At 67.7% G+C, this 23,937-nt stretch carries 13 protein-coding genes and 1 pseudogene; 10 read left to right on the top strand and 4 right to left on the bottom strand.

Annotated elements, in window-relative coordinates; genetic code table 11:
• Positions 1-48: 48 nt before the first annotated feature.
• From U7230_RS02825 to U7230_RS02795, 7 genes and pseudogenes are all read left to right on the top strand, one after another.
• The gene (locus U7230_RS02825) at positions 49-2,616 is read left to right on the top strand and encodes a M6 family metalloprotease domain-containing protein (protein ID WP_324717234.1); all 2,568 of its coding nucleotides are present in this window, start codon (positions 49-51) and stop codon (positions 2,614-2,616) included.
• A gap of 141 nt (positions 2,617-2,757) precedes the next feature.
• A complete protein-coding gene (locus U7230_RS02820) occupies positions 2,758-3,702 on the top strand; it encodes a PorV/PorQ family protein (RefSeq protein ID WP_324717233.1) in 945 nt (314 codons plus the stop codon).
• Positions 3,703-4,318: 616 nt separating this feature from the next.
• Positions 4,319-8,971, top strand: coding sequence for a DUF8818 domain-containing protein (locus U7230_RS02815; RefSeq protein ID WP_324717232.1), 4,653 nt, complete (start codon positions 4,319-4,321; stop codon positions 8,969-8,971).
• 154 nt (positions 8,972-9,125) lie between these two features.
• A pseudogene (fdnG, locus tag U7230_RS02810) lies at positions 9,126-12,124 on the top strand (formate dehydrogenase-N subunit alpha).
• 16 nt (positions 12,125-12,140) lie between these two features.
• Complete coding sequence (gene fdxH / locus U7230_RS02805; RefSeq protein WP_324717231.1) at positions 12,141-13,067, top strand: formate dehydrogenase subunit beta; 927 nt, start codon at positions 12,141-12,143, stop codon at positions 13,065-13,067.
• Positions 13,021-13,737 (top strand): formate dehydrogenase subunit gamma, encoded by a 717-nt coding sequence (locus U7230_RS02800; protein ID WP_324717230.1) that lies wholly within the window; start codon positions 13,021-13,023, stop codon positions 13,735-13,737. Before fdxH ends, U7230_RS02800 begins: the two co-directional genes overlap by 47 nt.
• Positions 13,670-14,590 (top strand): formate dehydrogenase accessory protein FdhE, encoded by a 921-nt coding sequence (locus U7230_RS02795; protein WP_324717229.1) that lies wholly within the window; start codon positions 13,670-13,672, stop codon positions 14,588-14,590. Before U7230_RS02800 ends, U7230_RS02795 begins: the two co-directional genes overlap by 68 nt.
• Positions 14,591-14,605: 15 nt before the next feature.
• Here U7230_RS02795 and U7230_RS02790 read toward each other — a convergent pair whose 3' ends face one another.
• The 4 genes from U7230_RS02790 to melA all read right to left on the bottom strand — a co-directional run bounded on the left by U7230_RS02790 (position 14,606) and on the right by melA (position 18,528).
• A complete protein-coding gene (locus U7230_RS02790) occupies positions 14,606-15,115 on the bottom strand; it encodes a hypothetical protein (protein WP_324717228.1) in 510 nt (169 codons plus the stop codon).
• Between the two features lie 162 nt (positions 15,116-15,277).
• On the bottom strand, positions 15,278-16,330 hold the full coding sequence (locus U7230_RS02785; protein ID WP_324717227.1) for a Gfo/Idh/MocA family protein: 1,053 nt from the start codon (positions 16,328-16,330) through the stop codon (positions 15,278-15,280).
• Positions 16,327-17,154 carry a sugar phosphate isomerase/epimerase family protein gene (locus tag U7230_RS02780; RefSeq protein ID WP_324717226.1) on the bottom strand — a complete coding sequence of 276 codons (828 nt, stop codon included), beginning with the start codon at positions 17,152-17,154 and terminating at the stop codon, positions 16,327-16,329. Before U7230_RS02780 ends, U7230_RS02785 begins: the two co-directional genes overlap by 4 nt.
• A gap of 60 nt (positions 17,155-17,214) precedes the next feature.
• The gene (gene melA / locus U7230_RS02775; RefSeq protein WP_324717225.1) at positions 17,215-18,528 is read right to left on the bottom strand and encodes an alpha-glucosidase/alpha-galactosidase; all 1,314 of its coding nucleotides are present in this window, start codon (positions 18,526-18,528) and stop codon (positions 17,215-17,217) included.
• Positions 18,529-18,747: 219 nt separating this feature from the next.
• On the opposite strand from melA, the gene U7230_RS02770 reads away from it, so the two are divergent.
• The 3 genes from U7230_RS02770 (at position 18,748) to U7230_RS02760 (ending at position 23,902) form a co-directional block, all read left to right on the top strand.
• Positions 18,748-19,236, top strand: a complete 489-nt coding sequence (locus U7230_RS02770) for an RDD family protein (protein WP_324717224.1) — start codon at positions 18,748-18,750, stop codon at positions 19,234-19,236.
• 200 nt (positions 19,237-19,436) lie between these two features.
• A complete protein-coding gene (locus U7230_RS02765; protein ID WP_324717223.1) occupies positions 19,437-20,579 on the top strand; it encodes a metallophosphoesterase family protein in 1,143 nt (380 codons plus the stop codon).
• Positions 20,576-23,902, top strand: coding sequence for an AAA family ATPase (locus U7230_RS02760; RefSeq protein WP_324717222.1), 3,327 nt, complete (start codon positions 20,576-20,578; stop codon positions 23,900-23,902). Before U7230_RS02765 ends, U7230_RS02760 begins: the two co-directional genes overlap by 4 nt.
• Positions 23,903-23,937 lie beyond the last annotated feature (35 nt).

Genomic DNA, 23,937 nt, shown 5'->3' with positions numbered 1-23,937 from the left:
GAGGCAATCCTCAAACAGGCTCCCCTGACTGGGACGGGCCATTTCCCCGTGCTGTTGATCCAGTTCAGCGACCGCCCGGCGAAGTACACTAACTCCGACTTCACGGACTTGCTCTTCACGCCTGGACCAAGTAACCAGCTGGTCACGGGACCGGGCAGCATGCGCGACTTCTACGAGCAGGTGTCGTACGGGGCCTACTCCGTGCAGGGCCAGGTCGGCGGATGGTACACGAGCGCGCAACCACACGACTACTATGGGCAGAATGACCCCGTCTACGACGTTGACATGCATGCAGCTTCACTCGTAGCCGAAGCGGTCCTGGCTGCAGACGCGACCATCGACTTCAGCCAGTACGATAACGACGGAGACGGGTACGTTGACGTGGTGGCCATCGTTCATCAGGGCACCGGCGAGGAGGAAGGAGCCGACCCCAACGACATATGGTCCCACAGCTGGAACCTTGCTGCCGCGCAACGCTTCCTGGGTGACGGCCCCGGGCCGATTACGACCAACGACGGCGTGATCGTGAACGACTACATCATCATGCCGGAGCTTCTGGGCGTGGCGGGCCAAGATCCGTACGCAGGCATGGCGACGGTCGGGGTGTTCACCCACGAGTACGGCCACGCGATTGGACTACCTGACCTCTACGACACGGACTACTCCTCCCAGGGCATCGGCAATTGGGGCCTCATGGGCGGAGGGTCGTGGAACGGTATCAACCGTCCGGGTGATTCCCCAGCCTTTATGGAGGCGTGGAGCCGTCTGCAGCTCGGATGGGTGACGCCTACCGTGGCTGACCACTCCCAGGCGCTGACGCTGCAGCCGGTGCAGAGTTCCAGACAGGTGGTTCGACTGCTTAACGGGCCTGAGTACTTTCTACTCGAGAACCGCCAGAGCGAGGGCTTTGACCAGGCGTTGCCTGGGTTTGGCCTGCTTATCTGGCACATCGATGAACGGATGACGGGCAACACCAATGATTTACACCGCCTTGTCGACCTGGAGGAGGCGGACGGCCGGGACGACCTCGACCGCACGCGCCAGAATGGTGGAAATCGTGGCGACGCTGGCGACCCGTATCCCGGTACGTCAGGCAATACCGCGTTTACAGCCACGTCATACCCCAACAACTTGCTGTACGACGGCACCGGAAGTGGGCGGGCACTAACCGGTATTGCGCTGGCGGGCAATACTGTCACGGCCCAGTTGCAGGTGAGTTCGCCTCCCCAAGCTACCGTGTCGGTCACACCGGGTTGGGGAGCGCCTCCACTACAGGTGACGTTCTCGGCCGCGGTCTCCGACCCGGACGGGGATGTGGCACAGACGTGGTGGCAACTTCCTGATGGAACGCGTGTTGACGGTCTGACCGCCTCGACGACGTTTACCGCGAATGGCGTATACACAGCCACCTTTCATGCTGTCGATGCAGCCGGTAATCCCAACGAGCAGCGGGTGAGCGTGCTGGCCGCCCCAGCCGGTACAATCCTCTTCGTGGATGATGACGAAGGTCAGTCGTACGAGGGATACTTCACCCGTGCATTCGAGCGGGCCGGCCTGGCGTACGTCACTACTACCCCGCCCGTGCACCTCGACCCACACATTCGTTATCCCATCGTGTGGAATGTCAACGACGGCTATCCGACGCTGACCAGCGAGGATCAGGCGTTTCTTGCTAGTTACCTGGACGCCGGAGGGCGGCTGTTCCTATCGGGACAGGACGTGCTTTGGGAAATAGCGGATCAATCGACGTTCGATGAGAAGTATCTCCACGTGAAAAGCCGCGTGGACGACGTCGGTACGGCCTCCGTATCAGGGATCGAGGGGGATCCCATCTCCAGTGGAATGAACATCGTGCTAGCCTACCCCTTCGCAGACTGGAGCGACAGCATCGAAGTCGCCAGCGAGGCTTCCGGTATCTTCCGAAACGAACACGGTGCATTCAACGCTCTTCGCTTCGCCGGTGGATATCGCGTGGTCTTCCTGGCCTTCCCGTTCGAGGCGGTACCGCTGGATGGACCAGAACCCAACAATGCCCCAACCCTCGTTGCCCGCGTCTACAGGTACCTCGTTGGTCAAGGCACGCCTCCATCAACTCCCAAAATTCCCGCCCGGTACGGCGCGGTGAATGTACCAGTGCAGCTGGATGGGTCGAAAGCATCTGACCCGGATGGCGATCCCATCACCTACAGATGGAGCCTAGTTTCTTTACCTGCCGGAAGCACAACTCAGCTCCGCAACGCGACCAGCCCCGTAGTGCAATTCACACCCGATAAGCGGGGCGACTACGTGGTCCGCTTAACAGTGAGCGACTGGACCGGAGCCTCGTCTACCGAGGTAACGGTGAAGGTTGTCGAGGCATACGCAGCGCCTAACCCCGCGAGGGAAGCGACACGGTTTTACTACGATACAGCTCTCGACGGCGGAACACTGAACATTTACAACGTGGCAGGCCGCCTCGTAAGGAGCCTCAAACTCAACGCCAGCGGCCAGGTGCCGTGGGATCTGACCGATGCGACAGGCCGCCCGGTGGCGAGCGGCCTGTACCTGTGGGTGCTGCTGGACAAGAGCGGCAAGCCGGTGCTGGCCAAGCCGGAGCGGCTGGTGATCCAGCGCTAGTAGCTGCGGGGGCAAGTAATCAGCCGGGAGAGGTTGGTCACCCCTCTCCCGGCCGCCACTGAGGAGCAGCGGCGGCATGGGCAAGAGCACCATCCGCAGCTTCATGCCTGGGTCCGGGGCACCTGGAAAGGGAGGATAACCATGCGAGCCTTCAAGCGGTCGGCTATACTGGTCGGGCTGGCGCTCATGGTTATGGCGCTTCACGGCGCAGGGGCCTGTGCAGCGGATGCCGGGTCTCAGACGGACTACTCCAACGTAGCCGCGGTGTTTCAAATCGGGATGGGGGCCCGGCCCCTGGCGATGGGTGGAGCCTTTGTCGGGCTGGCCGATGACGAAAACGCGGTCTTTTACAACCCGGCCGGACTGCCGTACCTGGGAAGACTCGGCTTGACCAGCCTGTACTCCACCCAATACAACGTGGTCACGTACGGCGCTCTCGGGCTGGCCACGCGGGGTATTGGCATCGCGGCTCTCTACCTCGACTCCCCGGGTATCCCAGGAGCGGGGCAGAATAGCGAAATCATGGGAGACTTCGCTTATAGCAACTTGGCCGCACTCGCGGGCTTGGGTAGGGATCTTGGGCCGCTCGCCATCGGGGCACGCGCCAAGTACCTCGCCATCACGAGCGCCCGGCTCAATGAAGCGCAGGGCAGCAGCTCCATCGAGAAAGTGACGGGAAACGGCTTCAACATCGACCTCGCGGCCATGGTCAAGCTGGGAAGCGTACGCACAGGGGTTCTGTATGAGAACCTCCTCAGCACCTCCGTTTCTTACTCAACAGGCGCATCCGAACGCTGGGAACACAAACTGCGAGCCGGCGTGAGCGCGTCGCTCGGCCGTGTGACCCTGGCTGCGGACCTGGAAAACCTCGGAGCCACGCCCGTGTACTACCACGCCGGGGCTGAGATAGCGTTGGGTATGGTCGCTTTACGGGGCGGCGCTACAGGACCCCTGGGGGCAGCGGGCGACCGGGAGCTCTCGGCGGGCGCCGGGCTCCGGCTGGGCAACGCACAGCTGGACTACGCCTTCCTGATGCCTCAGACGCTTCCGCAGACTCATCGCTTGTCGCTGACGGTACGCTTCTAGGGCGCAGGACTTGCTCAGTTGACGGCTGGCTCAAAACTTGGCGGTGCTCCGCGGGCATAGGTGCACGTCATTGAGAGGGGCGGTCTCCATGGGCCGCCCCTTCAAGGTCATGTGGCAATAGTCTATGAGGACACCCTCGTAGATGCGACCCCTCCGCGTGGGCCGAAAGGGTAGCGCCATGATTCGTCGAAGACCCCGGGCGTAGAACCTCCCCGACCTTCACCGGCAGGCTAGAATGGCGGCACTAAATGAATTCTTCAGTCGCAAAAGGCTACTGCATCAGTGCCTACGGGATTTCGCGACGGCCTGTCTCACTGCGGCCTGCGCGGTGTCCGTGGCCTGGCCCTCTGGAGCAGTACCTGTTGCAGACCCACCATCAGGCACATGCGATGCGGCAACGATCGCCGGAAAGGAGCCTACCTCCGGCCCCGTCGAGGCTCCACACGCCGAGACGCCACAGGCCCCACCCCAAACTCCGAACATGCCGCCGTCGTCATCCCTCCCGCGGAGGGCGGGTGACAGTCAAGAAGGTCAGGAAGGCACCGCGCAAGCGGAAGCGAGTGTCACTGAGACCTTTTCGCCGTCATTCAGTGCCTCCGGGCAAAGTCTCTGGAATGTGCGCTACGCCTGGGGCGACGCTACGGGGGTCATGGGGAAGGACCTGTACGCCATCGGCCATCCGACTTTCGAGCAGCAACTGCGGCTGCGGATGGAGGGGAAGGTCGCCCCGGGCGTCACGGTGTCGGCGGACCTTGACAACATCAAGAGCGAAAATCTGCAACTCATCGGGATCGACGTAACTTGGGGACCGAGCAAGACCCATCTGGGAGACATCCGGGTGCAGGGTCAAAGCACGTATGCCGTGAGTCAGGCCACGGCGAAGGGCGCCGACGTGGAGCTGGACCTGGGAGCATGGCAGCTTTCGCTTCTGGCCGGTATCTCCCGGGGGATCCCGGCCAGCAAGACCTTCTACGGTACTCACAGCGAAGAGACGGTCCGCTTCGTAACCACTACCCCCGGCGGCAGCGAGCCCCCCTATGCTCCGTCTCGAGAAGTGACCACCCTACTCGCTGACCTCCGAGGCGCTGAGGGATTCCGGCTGGACACCCCGTACGATCCCGACTTCACCAGGGTTTGGCTCGTCCCCGGCGACAAAGCTGCATCCGCCGGATGCCCGGCCTCTGCTGAGCCACCTCTCGTCGAGTCTCGCCCGCTGCAAGAGCTGCTCAAGGCCTATCAGCTTGGGGCGCTCTACTACGAGGACGGCCAACCTGCAGGGCAACAAGGGGTGATCCGGCCCGTCGCCGACCCCAGCACCCCGGTGCCAGGGCTGCCTCCTGAGGAGGTGCAGCGGGCCTTTTTCCGCCTCGGCCAAGGCGAGATATCAGGCTTTTCGACCGAGCCGGGCACCTCTCCAGCCGGATACATCCTGTTACAAAGCGAGTCCCTCGACCTCATGCGCGCGCACGTCGAAGCGCTTATCCGCCGATACAACGAACTCAACCACAAGACGGGCCCCGGGCGCCTCGTGTACCCCTTCGTGCGGGGAAGCTCCCTCGAACTCGAGTTCCTCACCAAGCTGCGCCAGTACTACCACTTTGCCGCCGGTGCCGGGCAGTACCCCGGCGCTGTCGACTGGACCGGCTCCCTCAAGAGCCCTGATGGGGGCTCTTCGCTGGCCCTACTGTCCGTCGCTACGGTCGGGACGTGCCCTGGTTACCGCGAGCAGTTGGGAAGCGGGTCCTCCAATCCAACGGACGGAGTCGGCAGTGCCGGGCAAGCTGCCGTTCTCTACTTTCTCGGTAACACGGGCGTGCAGCCGGACAGCTTGAGCGTGGAGGTGGAGAGGACGGGCGCGCAGCCGGAGCCGGCGGACGGCCACGGCCTTTCCTGGACGTTGTTCGCCGAGGAGGGAGTGCTGCGTGTGGTCTACCCGCACTCGCTAGATGAGTTCAAGGCGCAGTTTTCGGCACTGCGGGTGCGGTACCGCTATACCGTCTCCGAGGGGATCTACGCCCTCGGGATCTCGGTGGCGGCGGGCAGCGAGAAGGTCTACCTCAACGGAGAGCTCCTGCGGCGGGAGACGGACTACACGATCGACTACGAGTCCGGAGTGCTGGTGCTGCTGAGGAATGTGGGGCCAAACGACCGGCTACAGGTCGACTTCGAGTATTTCCGGGGCGGGCTCGGAGCGGCGACGGAGTACAACCGCAACGTGTTCGGAGTGCGAGCGGCGTGGACGCCAACCGACCGGTGGAAACTGAGTGCGGAGGTCTTCTTCGAGGGAGACGAGCCGAGGCCCCTGGTGGAGCCCGAAAGGGCGCGCACCATGCCCAACTCCCATACCGTAGTGGCGTTATCCGGCGCGTACCGATGGGCGCAGAGCCAGCAGGCAGTCCGTGGTCAGTCAGGCGGGCGGGGTCCTTGGGCGCAGTGGGATGTCGCGTTTTCCCGGGACGTCAACCCGTTTGACGCCAACGCGAGGTTACCACAGCTCAACGAGGTGTATGCGATCGCGGGAAGCGCCGCGCCCGGAGCCGCCAATTCAGGCGCCTGGGTGCTGTTGGGCCATCGGGCTGGGCTCACGGTTGGGGAACTGGACCCTGCCGGCGGCGAGCCGCGGTGGCACCGCTATACCACGGCGGCGGGCCTGAGCGGGCTCACCGTATACGCGATCGCGCCGGCCGTGCAGGGCACCGTTTCAGACAGCAGCTGGCCAGGCAGTCCCCTGCTCGCCGGCAGCACGTCTGCCGCGGCATGGGTGCTCGGAACCGAATCCGGGCTTACTTTGATATCCAGTCCCGCGGGTAATGACCTCCCGTTCGACTCCACGGCCAACTGGGAGCGCCGGTACACGTCCCAGGGTCTTCCGTCCAACCGCGTGCGCGACGTACTGTACGTGGGCGTGCCGACCCGGCCTCCTGGCCACGAGCAAGCCGTGGACTCTTCGGTCTGGGTCGCTACCGACAAAGGACTGGCCTGGGCAGACGCCGCGGAGCTCAACGTGGGCAACGTCGACGCGGCCCTCCGAGACTGGCACACGTTCAGCAGCACTACCTCGCCGTCTCTGCCCTCGGATGACATCAGGGACATCGCCTTCGTTGCAGCAGACGACGGCAACCGATTTGCGCTCCTTGCCGTCTACCCGTCGGGCATCGCATGGATCCCGCTACAAGGGAGCTGGAACCCACCATGGGACCAGATACGTCCACTCCTCCAACAAGACGGCCTGACCAGGACCGCGGCCGTGCCCGTGAGCGGCGGGATTCGTGTGTGGGTTGGCAGCCGGGAGGGCCTGGCGTACGTGGATCTGGATCTGGACGGGCAGCTACAGAACGCTCTGCAACGTGCGGCGCCGTTGCCCAACGGATCCATAGGAGAGGTACAGGCGCTCCAGGTGAGGCCATCTCAAACACTCGGCCTATGGGAGGTGTGGGCAGCCACATCCCTGGGGCTCTATCGGATTACGGACGCAGGCGGCAACCACCCATCGCGCGAGGCCATTACGCTTGGCGGAGTAACACCAGGCCCCGTGTCCGCCGTAGGTGTGGCGACAGCCGCTGATGGGTCCGGTACCGAGATCTGGGCGGCAGCCCGGCCCGCCTCGGGCATGCCTCGTATCTTTCGCGAGCAGGACTGGGGGACCGACGTGGAAGTCACCCAGCAGGCTCTCCCCGAAGGGGATCCCGCGCGGTACCGCGACCCTGCGTCTCCGACCGTCTACGACGGCGCAGCGGGCCGGCTGGCGACCGGATACGATTGGCAGGGCGGCGGCTTGGAGCTCTCTTACGAACGCGTCGATGGCCGCTTTCTCCCCATCAACGGTATTCAGCGCCAGGCGTTCGAGGCGTGGCAGGCAGCCTTGCACCAGCAGGTGACGCCGAACCTTGGGGTGGAGTTCACCCACAAGGACCGCCTCACCAGTACGCCGATTACGGGCGAGGCCCCCCAGCGCACCCTGAGCGACCAGCTCTCCGCCACCTGGACCCTTCCTCTGCCGGCACCCTTCTCGTGGGCCTCCCCGCCCGCCCTGCGTGGTAGCATCCGGTGGGATCGCACGGACCGGGACATGGCCATCCCTGGGTGGGAGCAGACAACCCTCACCCGTACCATCCAGGTACAGGAGAGTTTCTGGCAGCGCCGGCTCACGGCCGCCCTAGGGTACGAACACGTCATCTATGACGACCGGGGAGCTGCCGCGTTCGGGAGCAGCCACTACGTGGCCCACAACCTGGTGGCCGACCTGTCGGCCAACCCTCTTCCCGAGGTCTCCCTCACCTTGGGATTCCGCTATCCTCTCAAAGTGATCAGTGGCCCTGGCGGGGCTGTGCCCGTCCGGGTCCAGGGAACCGAGAGCCTCAACGTGGGTGCTACCGCCTCCCGCACCTTCGGTGCCGTGCGAACGTCCTTCTCCGTGGGCCAGCAGTCCGGGTGGCGCGTGAGCGAGGACGGCACGGACTTCGAGCGACAGGACCGGCAAGCTGCCCTCTCTGTGACGGCACCGGAGGTGACGTGGGGTGTCTGGAACCTCTCCCCAACGGGGCGCCTCACCTGGAGCCAATCGGAGTCGCTGCGGTCCCGTTCGTCTGCGGTGGGGCTCGGCGGCGGGTTGCAGGCGGCGTGGAGCCCGGTCCTGACATTGCGGCTCGACGCAGCTCGGAGGTTCCAGCTCGCGGAGGTGCCGCTCGCGAAGCAGACCGTAGAGGACCGCCTGGAGCTGACCGGGCTCACAGAAGCTTGGACAGGTGTGAAGCCGTCGGTTACGTTGTCCCGGGAGGTACGCCACGTGGTGGCCCTCGGGGAAGACGGCGGAACATCGGCGGGCGGGGAACGCGAGTCCCTCGACACGACCCACGCTGCCACGCTTCGAGTCGGCTGGGAGCTTGCCCCGGCGTGGCCACAAGCGACCCGGCTGGGGGCGCGATGGAGCGCCGGCCCCGCAGCAGGTCAAGAGGGCCGAACGGCCGAGCTTTCGCACACGGTGACGTATCGACCCGGCGGGCCGTGGACCGTCTCCGCAACGGCAGGTGCAGGCCGGGGAGAGACGTGGCTCCCCGGCAACGAGCCCAAACCCCAGTGGCGAGCTGACCTGTCAGGCCAGGTGAGCTACCGCTTTTCCGAGCAGTGGAGCGGGGGCCTGGAGCTAGGCTATTCGAGCGGGGTCGTGCCTCCATTGTTCGCTACCGGCCAGGGTACCGCCACGCCGACCGGCACCCCTGCCCCGTTCCGCACGGGGTGGATACGCCTGTTCGTCGAGGCCACGTTTTGAGGGCATCCAGCTCCGGTTCTGTGTACCCGCATGTGATCCGAACAGTCGCTCGGCCGCGGCCTTGACAGTCGCTCTCGAAACCGCTTACCATTAGTGCTAACAGATGCCCCTGGTTTCCAGGTCGAGCCACGTCCGCTGAGCGGGAGGGTGAGGCATGGGCCTTTCACGCCGTGACTTGCTGAAGGTGGGGGCCGCGACGGCAGCCGGGACGGCCACCGCTTCCTTGTGGGGCTGGGATCTGACCCCGGCCCGGGCCGCCGTCCGGGACCTCAAGATTGCCCGGACCCGGGAAGTCCACTCCATCTGCCCCTACTGCGCCGTCGGCTGTGGCATGATCGCCCACGTCAGCACCACCGGCGGCCTCAACTCCGCCCCGGCCATCGTGCACATCGAGGGCGACCCCGATAGCCCCGTCAACGGCGGCACCCTCTGCCCCAAGGGCGCGAGCGCCATGCAGCTGCAGCTGAGCAAGGACCGCGTCAAGGGCCCCCGCTACCGCGCCCCGGGCTCCAACGTCTGGCAGGACGTCTCGTGGGACTGGGTCATGGACCAGGTCGCGTCCCGCATCAAGGCGAGCCGCGACCGGACCTTCACCGCCCGCAACGACAAGGGACAGCTGGTCAACCGCACCGATGGGGTGGCGGTCTTCGGCAGCGCCACCATGAACAACGAGGACTCGTACCTCCTGGTGAAAGCCACCCGGGCCCTCGGGATTTACTACTTCGACCACCAGGCCCGCATATGACACAGCCCGACGGTGGCCAGTTTGGCCGCCTCCTTCGGGCGCGGCGCCATGACCAACCACTGGCGCGACATCAAGAACGCCGATGTCATCCTGGTCATGGGCGCCAATCCGGCCGAAAACCACCCGTGCGGCTTCAAGTGGGTCGTCGAGGCCCAGGCGCGGGGCGCCAAGCTCGTGGTGGTCGACCCACGCTTCAACCGCACGGCGGCCCTCGCCGACGTGTACGCTCCCATCCGGGCGGGCACCGACATCGCGTTCTTGGGCGGGCTCATCCACTACGTCCTGGAAAACAAGCTCTATCATGAGGAGTACGTGCGGCTCCACACCAACGCCTCGTTCATCGTCAAGGAGGGTTTCGGTTTCCACGACGGGCTCTTCTCGGGCTTCGACGAGGCGGCCGGCGCGTACGCCGACAAGTCGACGTGGGATTACGAGCGCGACGAGCAGGGTAACGTCCGCAAGGACCCGACCCTCACGCATCCCCGGAGCGTGTTCCAGCTCCTCAAGCAGCACTTCAGCCGCTACACGCCGGAGACGGTCGCCCGCATCAGCGGCTGCAGCGTCGAGGACTTCCTCAACGTGGCCAGGGTCGTCGGATCGACCGGGCGGGCCGAACGGGTCGGCACCATCATGTACGCGGTGGGCTGGACCCAGCACATGCACGGCTCCCAGATGATCCGCACGGGTGCCATCCTGCAGCTGTTGCTCGGCAACATCGGGCGCCCGGGCGGCGGCATCAACGCACTGCGGGGCCACGCCAACGTGCAGGGCGCCACCGACATGGCCGTCGTGGCCGACAGCCTCCCCGGCTACCTGAAGATGCCGATCGCTCCCCAGCAATCGCTGGAGGAGCACCTGAAGGCCTCCACGCCGGTCAAGCTCGACCCCGGCGCGGTCAACTACTGGAGCAACTATCCCAACTTCTTCGTGAGCCTGCTCAAGACGTGGTGGGGCGACCATGCCACGGCCGAAAACGAGTGGGCCTTCCACTACCTGCCCAAGAAGGAGCCGGCCACCGACGCCACCTACCTGGGCATCTTCGACGCGATGTACAAGGGCAAGATCGAGGGCCTGGTCGTCTTCGGCTTCAACCCGGTGCTCGCCGGGCCCAACACTCACAAGATCATGCAGGCCCTCGGCAAGCTCAAGTGGCTGGTCGTGGTCGACCCGTTCGACAACGAGACGGCCTCCTTCTGGGCCCGCGACGGCGCCGACCCGGCCTCCATCCAGACCGAGGTCTTCTTCCTGCCCTCCACCCACTGGATCGAGCGGGCCGGATCGTTCACCAACAGCGGACGGTGGATCCAATGGAAGGAGGCGGCGGTGCCGCCCGAGCCCGGCATCCGCTCCGATTCGTGGATCCTGGCCGGGCTCGTCCAGCGGCTCAAGAAGCGCTACGAGGCCGAAGGCGGGGCGTTCCCCGATCCCATCCTCCACCTCACCATGCACTACGCCAACCCCCAGGAGCCTTCCGAGGCCGACCTCGCGAAGGAGATCAACGGGTACGACCTGACCACCGGCAAGCTCCTCGACTCCTTCGCGCAGATGAAGGCCGACGGCAGCACGACGGGCGGCAACTGGATCTACACCGGCATCTGGACCGAGAAAGGCAACATGATGGCCCGCCGGGGCCTGGACGACCCGACCGGGATGGGCTTCTTCCACGAGTGGGCCTTCGCCTGGCCGGCCAACCGCCGGGTGTTGTACAACCGGGCGTCGGCCGACGCGGAGGGGCGCCCGTGGGACCCCATGCGGCCCGGCATCGTGTGGGACGGCAGCCGCTGGGCCGGCGACGTTCCCGACTACCCGGCCACCGCCGCGCCTTCCCAGGGGCTGGGGGCGTTCATCATGGCAGAGGAAGGGGTCGGCCGGCTGTTCGCCCGGGGCATGGTGGACGGCCCGTTCCCCGAGCACTACGAGCCCCTCGAGTCGCCCATCGCCAACCCGCTGCATCCCGAGGTACCCCGCGACCCCGTCGCCCCGGTTTACCAGAGCGACCTGTCGCTCGTCGGTAAGCCCGACGCGTTCCCGGTGGTGGCGACGACGTACCGGGTCGTCGAGCACGAGCACTTCGTCACGTCGTGGGTGCCGTACCTGGTGGAAGCCATGCCCGAGTTCTTCGTCGAGATCCCCGAGGGGCTCGCCCGGGAGAAGGGGTCCAAAACGGCGGCAAGGTGCGGGTCCGCTCGGCCCGCGGCGAGGTGGTGGGAGTGGCCATCGTGACCCGGCGGCTCCGCCCGCTGACGGTCGACGGTCGCCAGGTGTGGCAGATCGGCATCCCCATCCACTGGGGCTTCCGGGGCCTGATGGTGGGACCCATGGCCAATCTGCTGACGCCGGACGCCGGCGACGCCAACACGAGGGCGCCGGAGTTCAAGGGCTTCCTGGTCGCCGTGGAAAAGGCGTAGGACGGGGGCAACGGCCATGGCCAACGTGCTTTCGCTCAAGCGGGTCTCCGCCTCGTCGAGCCCCCCGCCCGGGGTCAGCGAGGTGCAGCCGGTCGCCAAGCTCATCGACGTGTCGCGCTGCATCGGCTGCAAGGGCTGCGAGGTCGCCTGCAAGGAGTGGAACGATCTCCCGCCCGAGCCGACGCACAACTTCGGCAGTTACCAGAGCCACGAGGACCTGTCGGCCCAGACGTGGACCCTCATCCGGTTCCACGAGGTGGAGATCGACGGGCGGCTGCAGTGGCTCATGCTCAAAGACCAGTGCATGCACTGCGAGGACCCCGGCTGCCTGGCGGCCTGCCCGTCGCCGGGCGCCATCGTGCAGTACGCCAACGGCATCGTCGACTTCAACCAGGACGCCTGCATCGGGTGCGGGTACTGCATCACCGGCTGCCCGTTCGACGTGCCGAGGCTTTCGGCCACGACCGGCAAGGTGTACAAATGCAACCTGTGCGTCGACCGGGTGAGCGCCGGGCTCGAGCCGGCCTGCGCCAAGACCTGCCCGACGGGGGCCATCCAGTTCGGGCCCAAAGACCAGATGCTGGAACGGGCCCGGACCTCGGCGGAACGGCTCAAGCAGCGGGGATACGCCAACGCGGCCGTCTACAGCCCCCAGGGCGTCGGCGGAACGCACGTCATCTACGTGCTGCCCCACGGCGACGCGGTGGAGCAGTACGGGCTCCCGAAGGATCCGCAGGTCTCGCCGGCCGTCCACGCCTGGAAAGGCATCCTCAAGACCATCGGCAGCATGGTGATGGGCGTCGGGCTGGTGGGGACGGCCCTGCATTACCTGACGTACGGCCCGACATGGGCCGAGGGCGACAAGGAGGACGGCGGCAGGCGGGAGGTGACGAGCGTTGGGCGGCAGAGCGGGCAGGGCGACCAACCACACCGGAAGGATTGAGCGCTTCAGCCTCTTCGAGCGCATCGTCCACTGGCTGGTGGCGCTCTCGTTCATCGTGGCGGCCCTCACGGGGATGGGGCTGTACATGCCCGGCTTGTTCTGGTTGACGTCGTTGTTCGGCGGCGGCACGCCGGCCCGGTGGCTGCATCCGTGGGCCGGCATGGTCTTCGCCGTGTCGCTCGTCGTCATGGTCGCCACGTGGGCGCGCCAGATGGTGCTCGACCGGCTCGACTGGCTGTGGCTGCGCCGGGTGTCGGCGTACGTCACCCACGGCGGCGAGACGGTGGAGGCGGGGCGGTTCAACGCCGGGCAGAAGCTCCTCTTCTGGACCGTGCTGGCGCTCGGCGTGCTGGAGGTGGCCACCGGGATCTTCATGTGCAACCCGGCGCGCTACGGCGGGACGCGGGTGATGCTGCTCGCCTATCCCGTGCACAGCCTGGTGGCGGCCGGGTACGTCGCGCTCATCATCCTGCACGTCTACATGGCCACCATCGCGCTGCCCGGGACCTTCGAGACCATGACGCACGGGCGGATCCCCCGGTACTGGGCGCGCTTTCACCACCCCCGCTGGTACCGGGAGATCGAGGCGAAGGAGGCCACGCATGCCCCTGAGCCCGCACGTGTTGCCTCCGCCGTGGACATGGCAGCAGCGCCGCCAAAGGGCCGCTGAGCTGGCCGAGGCCGACCCGCAGATCGCGCCGGCGCTCGCCTTCTACGCCGAGGTGGTGAGCGTCCAAGAGGCGCTCGCCCGGCATGCCGGGAACGGGAACGGCCCGGGGGCGGGGTTGCTCGAAACCCTGCAGGAGGCCATGCGGCTGTCTCGCGACCCGGCCGGTGGGTTGCCGGTGGGCGCGTTGCCCGTCCACCGCTTCCGCCTGCTTCTGGCGCTGGCCGAACGCCAGGGGCCCGAGCCCCTGGCCCGGGCGGCACGGCGGCTCCTCGGGGGCGGCCTCGAGACTCAAAAGACCGTGCTCGGGCGCCTGGTGGCCACGGGGGCGCCGGGCGTGCTGGGCGTTGCCGCATGGGACGGGGCCGCAGGAGACGGCGCCGTGGACCCGGCCGAAGCCATGCTGGCCCGCCTGTTCCTGGAGCCCTTCCTGGAAGAGGCGGCGGCCCGGCTGCTGCGAGCCCACGTGCCGCATCACGGGCCAAGGGGCTCCTGGTACGCCACCTCCTGCCCTGTCTGCGGAGCGCCGCCCCAGGCCGGCTATCTGGTGGACGTGGAGGGCGGCGAGGGCGCACTTTTCCTCCACTGCTCCCTGTGCCACTCGGCGTGGCGGTACGCCCGCATGCGCTGCATGCTGTGCGGTGCGACCGGCACCCTCGTTCAGCTCCAGCCGGAAGGCGCCTCACACGTGCGGCTCGACGTGTGCGAGCGGTGCCGGGGGTATCTCAAGGTCTTCGATCTGCGCGTCGACGGGCGGGTGGTCCCGCCCGTCGACGACCTCGCCACCGTCTCGCTGGACCTGTTCGCCCGGGGTCAGGGGCTCTCGAAGCCCTCGGTCAACCTGGCGGGCGTGTAGATGGCCCCGAGCCTTTCAAAGGCTGAAGGCGTAGCGCAGGCCGACTACGGTGTACAGGTCGTGCCTGTCCCTCGTGAGGGTCCGAGACCAAACACGGTAGCCGGTGAAACCGACTCCGCCCGTCAACGACAGCCGGCCCTTGATGGGGAAATCCGCGCCCAGGCCGACCTGATACCCGACTCCTCGCTCATCGTATTGCTGCACGTAAGCAAGCCCCGCGACCAGGAACGGCCGAATCTCGGGCCTCGGAGCCAGGCGGTACCCCAGGACGGCCCCGAGCCTTGCGTCCAGATATGTAAACTTGCTCGGAAGGTAACCGGGCTCCTCCGTGCGGTCCCCAAGCCGCCGGAAGTAGGCCCCCCCGCCGAGTTCCACGTTCGGGCTGACCGGGGTCGTCACCTCCACGCTGTAAAGGGAAGGCCACAGGTTGAGGGTGACGCTCAGTTCCCGAGCGGATGCGACTCCCCCGGCCAACGCCAGGGCCAGGACGGTCCCCACGACGAAGCCGATCCTCTTGTCCGCCATGAGCCGGATTCCACCTCCGACACAATGCGTGAGAATGGTAGGCATGTGCATTCCCTCTCACGCGGTTCGGGGGCGTTCCCCGGCTTATGGGGGTCGTTACCACTCCCGGAAACGAGGAGGCATCCGTCCCGGCCTGTTCCCTGTGGTGCTCGATCGGTCGGCTCACGCCACCAGCCGGATCGGCGTGCGGGTCTCGGCCGACTGGTAGATGGCGTCGACGATCTGCTGCAGCGCCACCGCCTGGTCGGGAGTGCTCAGCGGTTGCGCCTCGCCCCGGATGCACCGCACGAAGTGGGCCACCTCGGCATGGTGCGGCTTCACCGTGGGAAGCCACGCCGGCGTCACGTCGACCAGCGTCTCGTGTGCCTCCCGGTGGATGCGCAACGGCTGCAGCGTGAGCCCGCCCTCGGTGCCCTGCAGGCGGACGTTCATCTCGTCCATCGGCTCGATGTTCGCTGCAAAGCTGGTCTCGAGGAGCAGGCTCGCCCCGTTGGCGAACCGGATCATGGCGTGGGCCATGTCTTCGACCTCATAGTGCTGCCAGTCCCACGGGCCCCAGGGGGCGACCCCCGGGCGGGTACCCAGCTTCTGGAAGGTCGCGCCCAGCACCGTCTCCGGTTGCGGGTAGTCCATGAGCCACAGGGCCAGGTCGAGCACGTGCACGCCGATGTCCACGAGCGGCCCGCCGCCCTGCAGCGCCTTGTTGGTAAACACTCCCCAGCTCGGGATGCCCCGGCGCCGCATGGCCGTCACCCGCCCGGCGTAGATCTCCCCCAGCTCGCCGGCCGCTACGAACCGGTAGGCCGCCTGAGCCTCGGACTTGAAGCGCATGTGGAAGCCGAACGTGAGGATCCTGCCCGCCGCGGCGGCCGCCTCGCGCATGGCCTGAGCCTCGAGCACGGTCGTTGCCGGCGGCTTCTCGCACAGCACGTGGCAGCCGGCCCTCAAGGCGGCGATGGTGGCCGGAGCGTGGAACTTGTTGGGCGTGCAAACGCTCACCGCATCCAGCGTCTCCTGCGCGAGCATCTCGTGGTAGTCGGTGTAGCTGCGGGCAAACCCGAACTCTGCGGCCACCCTGCGGGCCCGCTCGCCGTCGACGTCCGCGACGGCCACCAGCTCCACCTGGTCGCCGAGCGCCTGGTAGCCAGGGATATGGGCGCCCGTGGCGATGCCTCCGGCGCCGATGATCCCCACGCGAATGGGCCGGCCGCTCATGCGCGCCCGCCCCCCTTCCCGGCCGGGTCCGTTGTGCCGGCGTCGATCAGGAAGGGCTCCAGCGTTCGCCGGGCGATCCGGATGCCCGGGTAGCGCAGCGTCCGCACCCATGGCTCGGCGTGAGGTTCGATGATGATGTCCCCCCAATAGCCGTGGTGGTACAGGAGGGCGAGCAGCGGGCCCCAGGCGGTTACCCCCATGCCCGCCGGCGGGTCGGTGAACCGCTTGCCCCCGACGGGCAGGGAGTCCTTGGCGTGGAAGTGGACGAACCGGTGCCCCCACGCGGCCGCCTCGGCCAGGTAGTCGCGGCCGCCGTAGATGGCGTGAGACGGATCGTACTTGATGCCGAGGCCGGGAAGGGCGCCGTGCACCTTCTCCCACATCGACGGCCGATCCACGCAGTTGCCCCAGTCGCAGTTGTAGACGGCGACCCGCACCCCCAGCCGGCGCCCGACCTCGACCAGCCGGCCGAAGACGTCGACGGCGCGCCGGGCGCACTCCTCCATGCTCCTGCCTGCCGCGGGCCCCGCCCCGCAGACGAACGTCGGCACCCGGTGCCGCGCACACCACTCCATGAGCGCAATCGCCGAAGCCTCTTCCCGGTTGCGCACGGCCGGGTCGTCGGAGATCCGGTCCCGCCCGAAGCGCCCGATGGCGGAGAAGGCGACGCCGTACTCCTGCTCGTAGCGGCTGATCGTCTCCTCTTTCGCCAGGAACCCGTCGATGGTCTCGTCGTTGACGTTGTACTCGACGACGAGCCCTTCGTCCGCGGCGAACCGGAAGTCCTCCTCGGACAGGTCGGTGATGAACCCCAACCGCCCCATGCCCCTGCCTCCCATCCCTTCTGCTGTTGCCCTTCTCCCGGTGCCCTCTTCCTGCTGCGCTCAGCGACCGCCCGGCTGCCGGAACTGGGGCAGCCAGTCGCGGTGCGCATCGAGCAGCTCGTCGACCATCGCGGTGATCTCGTCGAGGGTGAGCTCGGCGGCCGTGTGGGGATCCAGCATGGCCGCGTGGACCACGTGATCCCGTTTGCCCGTGAGGGCAGCTTCGACGGCTACCGCCTGCACGTTGACGTTGGTCTGGATCAAGGCCGCCAGGTGGACCGGGAGCGCCCCGACGCGGGTGGGCTGCACCCCGGTGCGATCGACCAGGCAGGGCACCTCGACCACGCAGTCGTCCGGCAGGTTGGGGATGAGCCCCCGGTTGGGCACGTTGGCGTACACCGTCCGGGGCGTCCCCGTCTCCATGCTGTGGATGATGAGCGGGGCGTACTCTCCGGACAGGTACACGGCCGGCAGCGTCCCGTGCTCGAGGGAGCGGCGCAGCTCCTGCCATCCGGCGATCTGCTCCTCGCAGCGGCGAGGGTACTCGTCGAGCGGGATGCGGTAGCGTTCGATGAGATCGGGCCGATCCCGGCGGATGAAGTAGGGTACGTACTCCGAGAAGTGCTCGCTCGACTCGGTGACGAAGTAGCCGAGCCGCATCATCATGTCGTAGCGGACCCGGTTCCACTCGGGCACCCGGCCTTCGTCGACGAGCCGCCGCAGCCGGGGATAGACGTCTTCGCCGTTGTGCTCCAGCCGCAGGTAGAAGGCCATGTGGTTGATGCCCGCGCACAGGTAGGTGAGCTCCTCGTAGGGAATGCCCAGGTCGTGCGCCAGCTGGCGAGCCGTACCCTGAACGCTGTGGCACAGGCCCACCGTCCGGACGGCAGGGACGGCGCGGCTCAAGGCCCACTGGTTCATGGCCATGGGGTTGGCGTAGTTGATGAAGAGCGCCTGCGGGCAAAGCTCCTCGATGTCGCGGGCGATGTCGACGAGCACGGGGATGGTGCGAAGCGCCCGCATGATCCCGCCGATCCCCAGGGTGTCGCCAATCGTCTGACGCAAGCCGTACTTCTTGGGGATCTCGAAGTCGATCACGGTCGCCGGCCGGTAGCCGCCCACCTGGATCATGGAGATCACGTAGCCGGCCCCGTCGAGGGCCCGGCGGCGATCGGTCGTCGCGGTGACGGTGAGGTGCCGGCCCATCGTCTCGGCCAACCGGCGGGCCACGGTCTCCGTCACCGCCAGGCGCTCGGGGTCGATGTCCATGAGCGAGAGCTCCAGCCCGTCCAGCTCCGGGAAGCTCAAAAGGTCGCCCATCAAGGTTTTCGCGAAGACGGTCGAGCCGGCCCCGATGAAGGTCACCTTCGCCATACCGGTGGGTCGCCCCCCTGCCTCTGTTGCCGCGGATACTCGGAGGCCAGCGGGGGATTCGTCCTGCCACCGGCAGTCCCCTACGTACGCCGGGAGATCCTCGGGGAGACCTTGCGGTCTGATGTGGTCGCTCATAAAGGTAGAGCGAACAGTTTCCGATTACCTGAACGCGGGCCGTCGTACCCAAGCTGGGCTGTCATCGGGACAGGGGGGGGTAGCATGACTTCTTGCCCGTCGTGTCACGCCGAACTGCCCGCGGGGACGCGCTGGTGCACCATTTGCGCTACCAACGTCATCGATCCTACTATCGGCCGGCTAGCCTCCCCGGGAAAGCGGCTGGGAGCGTACGTGCTGGATTTCGTGTTTCCCATCGCAGCGTGGGTCTTCGTTTTTGTGGCCGCCGGTATCCAGCATGGGTTCTGGGGTATCCTTGCCCTGATCGTCATGATCGGTTACCCCATCTGGGCGCTCATCACGTTCGCCAAGGGTACGAGTCCAGGCAAGCAACTCCTGGGCATGTTCGTGGTCAAGCAAGACGGCAGGCGTGCGGGCTTTGGAACCATGCTGGTGAGGGAGTGGATCGGCAAGGTATTGTCAGGTCTGCTGTTCTCGCTGGGCTATCTCTGGATCCTATTCGACCGCGAGCGGCAGGGCTGGCACGACAAGCTGGCCAGTACCTACGTCGTCGAGCGGGCTCCTGGAACGTGAATCCGTCTCAAGCCACCAGTAACGAGCGCCCCGGGTCGGCCGTGTGACCGGCAACCCGGGGCAATGTCCATGCCCCGACAGGCTCCGGCGCAATCCGGTACCCTTCGCCGCCACCCGCCCGATTGCGTGCTTTTCCTGCGGAGGAAGTGTCCCCCTCTCCCGGCGTAATAGGCCCGAGGAGGCGGGAAAGGGGGACGGGCATGCTGCGCCTGCTGCACCTCGCCGATTTGCATCTCGGATGGACGCCATCCTTCATGCCGGAGCCCCGGAGGGCGGAGCGCAAGCGGCGCCGGGACGCGTTGCTCCGGGCGGCGGTCGACTGGAGCCTGAGGCCCGAGCACCGCATCGGGATGGTCGTCATCGCGGGGGATCTCTTCGAGACCCACACCCCGGATGAGGCGCTCGCCGCGTCGGCCGTCCGGGAGCTCGGGCGTCTGGTCGAGGCCGGTATCGCGGTCGTGACGGTGCCCGGCAACCACGACGAGATCACCTACCATAACTCCATCTACCGGCGGTGGGCCGACCGGTGGCCGGGCGTCCTCGTCCAGCACCCTTTCCCCGCTCACGTCACGACCCTCACCGTGGCGGGCGTCCCGGTGCACGTGTACGGGCTCGCCTACACCGGAGGCCTCACACCCGCCCAGCGCCCGCTTGCCCAGTTTCCCAAGACGGACGAGCCCGGGCTCCACCTGGGCGTCTTTCACGGGGTGCTCGGCGACTGGGGCGGCGAGCGCAGCCTGCCCCTCGACCCCGAGGCGCTGGGCGCGGCAGGGTACGACTACGTCGCCCTCGGCCACATCCACCAGCACCGGGAGCACCGGCTCGGCCGGACGACGGCCGTTTACTGCGGAGCGGTCGAGGGCAAGGACTTCGAGGATCCCGGAGTCGGCCACTGGACCGTGGTCGAGCTGGGCGGCGCCCCGGGCCACTTCACCGCCCGCATCGAGCGCCCGCCCGCTCCCGCCCAGGTTGCCGAGACGGTGACCGTGGACGCGGGACGTTTCGACGATCCGGCCGCCCTGGAGACCGCTCTCGTGGGGATGGGCGGCCCGGAACGGATCCTCCGGGTGCGCCTCACGGGGGCGCTTCCCTTCGAACTCGACGTGGATGCCCTGGCCGCCTCGCTGGCCGACCGTTTCTACCACTTGAGCATCGAGGACCAGACCGAGACCGTGTCGGACGCCCTCCTCGACCGGTGGGCATCCCAGCCCACCATCCTCGGCACCTTCATCCGGCGCATGCGCCGCCGCCTGGAGCAGGCCACCGGCGACGAAGAGCGGCGGCTCGTCGTCAAGGCGCTGCGTCGCGGCGTCCACGCGCTGAGCGGAGGGGGTGCGCCGTGAACAGCGCCCCGGCCCTGCCAGCGCCGGCGCCCGTTCGGCCGGCCTCGCCCCTGCGCTTTCACCGGATCGTCCTGCGGGGCTTCGGGCCGTTCCGGGACGGCGTCGAGGTCGAGCTCCCGGATGGTCTGGGGGTACTCGTGGCCCCCAACGAGTGGGGCAAGTCGACCATCGTGGCGGGCATCTCGGCCGTGCTGTTCGGACTGCCGGGCTCATCCAACCCCAGGGCGTTCGGCCAGGCTCGCTACCGCAACCGCGACAACCCCTCCCGCTTCGAGGGCGTGCTCGAGTTCACCGGCGTGGACGGCGTGCGCTACCGGCTCGCCCGCAGCTTCGACAACCACCGGGTGCGGCTGCAGCGTCTCGACGGCAAGGGGCAGGCCACCACCGAGCTCGAGACGACCCACAACCCGGCCGGGCGCCGCCCCAACGCCCGCTTTCAGCAACGATTGCTGCAGCTGGTGGGGATGGCCTCCCGGGAGCTCTTCCTTCAGACCTTCTGCGTCCAACAGCCGCTCCCCGATCCCTCCGACCCGAAGCAGCCGGTGCTGTCGGAGGAGGTGCGGCGGCTCTTGTCCGGGGCAGGCACCGGCGCCTACGATGCGGCGCTGCAGGCGCTGCTCGGGCAACTGCGGTCCCTCACCCGGCGCAAGGCCGACCTGGGGGTCGGTGCGCAAAACGACGACAAGGACCGGGAAGTGGAGATCCTGGAGGCTCGCGCCGCCGCCCTGCAGCAGGCCCTCGAGCAGGGGCGCCGGCAGGCGGACGAGCTCCAGCAGGTCCAGCAGGAGCTTGCCCGTGCCGTCCAGGAGCGGGGCGACCTGCAGGCGAGGCTCCAGCGGGCCGAAGAAGCCCGGCAGGCCTGGCAGGAGTGGCGCCGCCTGGCCGAAGGGTACCAGGCCCGGATCCGGGACCGCCAGGAACTGCGCAAGAACGTGGAGCAGGCTTCGCAGCTTGCGGCGGGCATCGCCGAGGCCCAACGGCAACTTCAGGAGCAGTGGCCCGAACTGGCCGGGCTCTCCGACCAGGACGCCCGGCAGATCGAGCGCCTCCATACCCTGGAGCAAGAGCTCGCCGGGCTCGGCTTCACCCTGGCCGGCCTTCGGCGCGACGTCGACCAGGCGAAGGGGCGGGCGGCGCTGGCCATCTGGCGCAGGCGCACCCTCCTGGCCGAGCGCCTGGAGCAGGTCGAAAGCGAGCTTGTGTCGCTGGACGCCTTCGACCGGGCCGACCCGGAGACTCTGGAGCTCGTGCGTAACCACGTGGCCGAGCGCGCCCGGTTACGCGCCCGGGTGCAGGAGGCGACTTCGGCGCTCGAGCGCGCCCGGGAGAGCATCCGGCAGGTGGAAGACCGGGCCTCCCAGATCCGGAAAGCCTTCGAGGAGGTCTCGGCGCTCGAGCCGGAGCTGGCGCCCGTCATCGAACGCAAGCTGGAGCTGAGCGACCGCCAGGAGCAGGCCCAGCGGGAGTGGTCGAAATGGGCCGCCGTCCGGGAGGCCGAGCGGCGACGCCGGCGCCGGGCGCGGCTGTTCATCGCGGCCGCCGTACTGGCCGGGCTGGGGCTCGGCTTCGCGACCGGCCGGTGGGGATTGGGCGCCGGCCCGGAGCAGTCAGCCGTGGCGGCGGCCGCCGGAGCGCTGGTCCTCGGCGTGGTCGCAGCGGTGGTCACCGGGCGACGGCCGGCCGAGAGCCGGGCGGCAGGGGACCTCTCCCGCCTGCCGGTGATTGAAGAGCAACTGGCAGGCTTTTCCCGGGAAATGGGCGAGCTGGATCGGCGTCTGGGCGCCCTTGCCGGTGCGACCCGAGTCTACCTTGCCCAGGTCAGAGCGCGCTGGGGCGAATGGCAGCGGGCCCTGGCGGAGCTCGAACAGGAGCGGCGCAGGCTCCCGTCGCAGGAAGCGGTGGCCAGGCTGGAAGACGATGCAGCCCGGGCGCAAGAGGAGTGGCAAAGGTTCGAAGAGCGGTTGCGGCCCTTCACGGACCGCTTCTCCGACGTCTCGCAGGCCCTTCGCCGGTGGGAGGAGTCGCGAAAGGCCCGGGAGAGACTTGCGGCCGACCTGGATGCGCTCCACGCCGCCCACTTCTCCGCCCCTTCCGTCGGCGAAGAGAGGCCGTGCGCCGAGGCCGGCCCCCTGTGGGCCGAGCTCGAGGGCCGCCTGCGGGAAGGCGACGGGGCGGCACCGCTTACGGTGAAGGAGCTCGTCGAGCGGCTTTCCCGGCTGGAGTCGCCTTTCTGGGCCGCCCCCCAGATCGAGCGGCAACTGTGGGAGTCGGCCCCTTCGGAGCCCGGAGCGTTGCTCCAGTGGCTCGCCCGCACCCAGGAGACCGAGCTGACCCGGGCGCGCACGCTGGAAGAGCAGGTGGCGCGCTACGAGGCCGAAGCGGAGCGGCTGCGCTCAGAGAGCCTCTCCTTGCGCGAGGCGCTGAGCGCGGTGCTGGCAGGCTCGGGAGGGGACGCGGCCGTCGCCTTGCAGCGCCTGCAGGCCTGCCGGGAGCACGTCCGGCAGATCGAGACCGACCGCCGCTCGCTGCAGGCCATCCTGAAGACGCGTGGGGTCGAGAGCGTCGACGAGCTATCGGCCAAACTGGACCAGGCCGACGACGCAGCCGTGGCGACCTTGCAGGCGCTCGAAAAGCTCGTGCGAGACCACCCGGGCCTACCTTCCCCCCAACTGGTCTCTGACGTGGGGGCCGCCTCGGAGAAACTGCAGGAGCTCGACCGGGAGATCGGCCAGGCCGGCGCACGGCTGCGGGAGCTCGAGGAGTCGGTGGATCGCCTGCGCACCCGCCAGGCCGAGATCATGGGACAACAGCCCCTCAACGTGGCGGCGGCGGAGCTGCAACTCCGGGAGCTCCACCGCCAGAAGGAGGCCCTCTGGTTGGAGGCCCGCGCCCTGGCCCTGGCCTACCAGGAGATCGAGCAGGCCGTCCAGGAGTTCCAGTCCACGCACCGGGGCCGGCTGGAGGAGGTGGCGGGCGCCTACTTCGCGGCGTTCACCGGGCAAGAGGGCCGCCGCGTCAAATTGGACGAGTCGTTCGGCGTCACCGTGGTGGAGCCGGACGGCGCCGAGGTGCACCCTGCCCAGCTCAGCAAGGGGGCCCAGGATCAGCTTTACCTCGCCTTGCGACTGGCCGTGGCAGCGCTGATGGCGTCGCAGCTCGCTCTGCCGTTCGTGTTCGACGACCCGTTCCTCAACTGCGACGAGGAGCGCTTGCGGCACATCCGGGAGACGCTCGTCGCCCTGGGCCGGGAGCGCCAGGTGCTGCTGCTCAGCCACCGGCCCGACTTCGCCGAGTGGGGTACGCCGGTGCGGCGCTCGGCGTGAAGCGAGACGGCCGTAGAAAGGATCGGGATCACGCC

Source organism: Limnochorda sp. L945t (assembly GCF_035593305.1).
Lineage (GTDB): Bacteria > Bacillota > Limnochordia > Limnochordales > Geochordaceae > Carboxydichorda > Carboxydichorda subterranea.
This window is presented reverse-complemented; position numbering and strand designations above follow the sequence as displayed.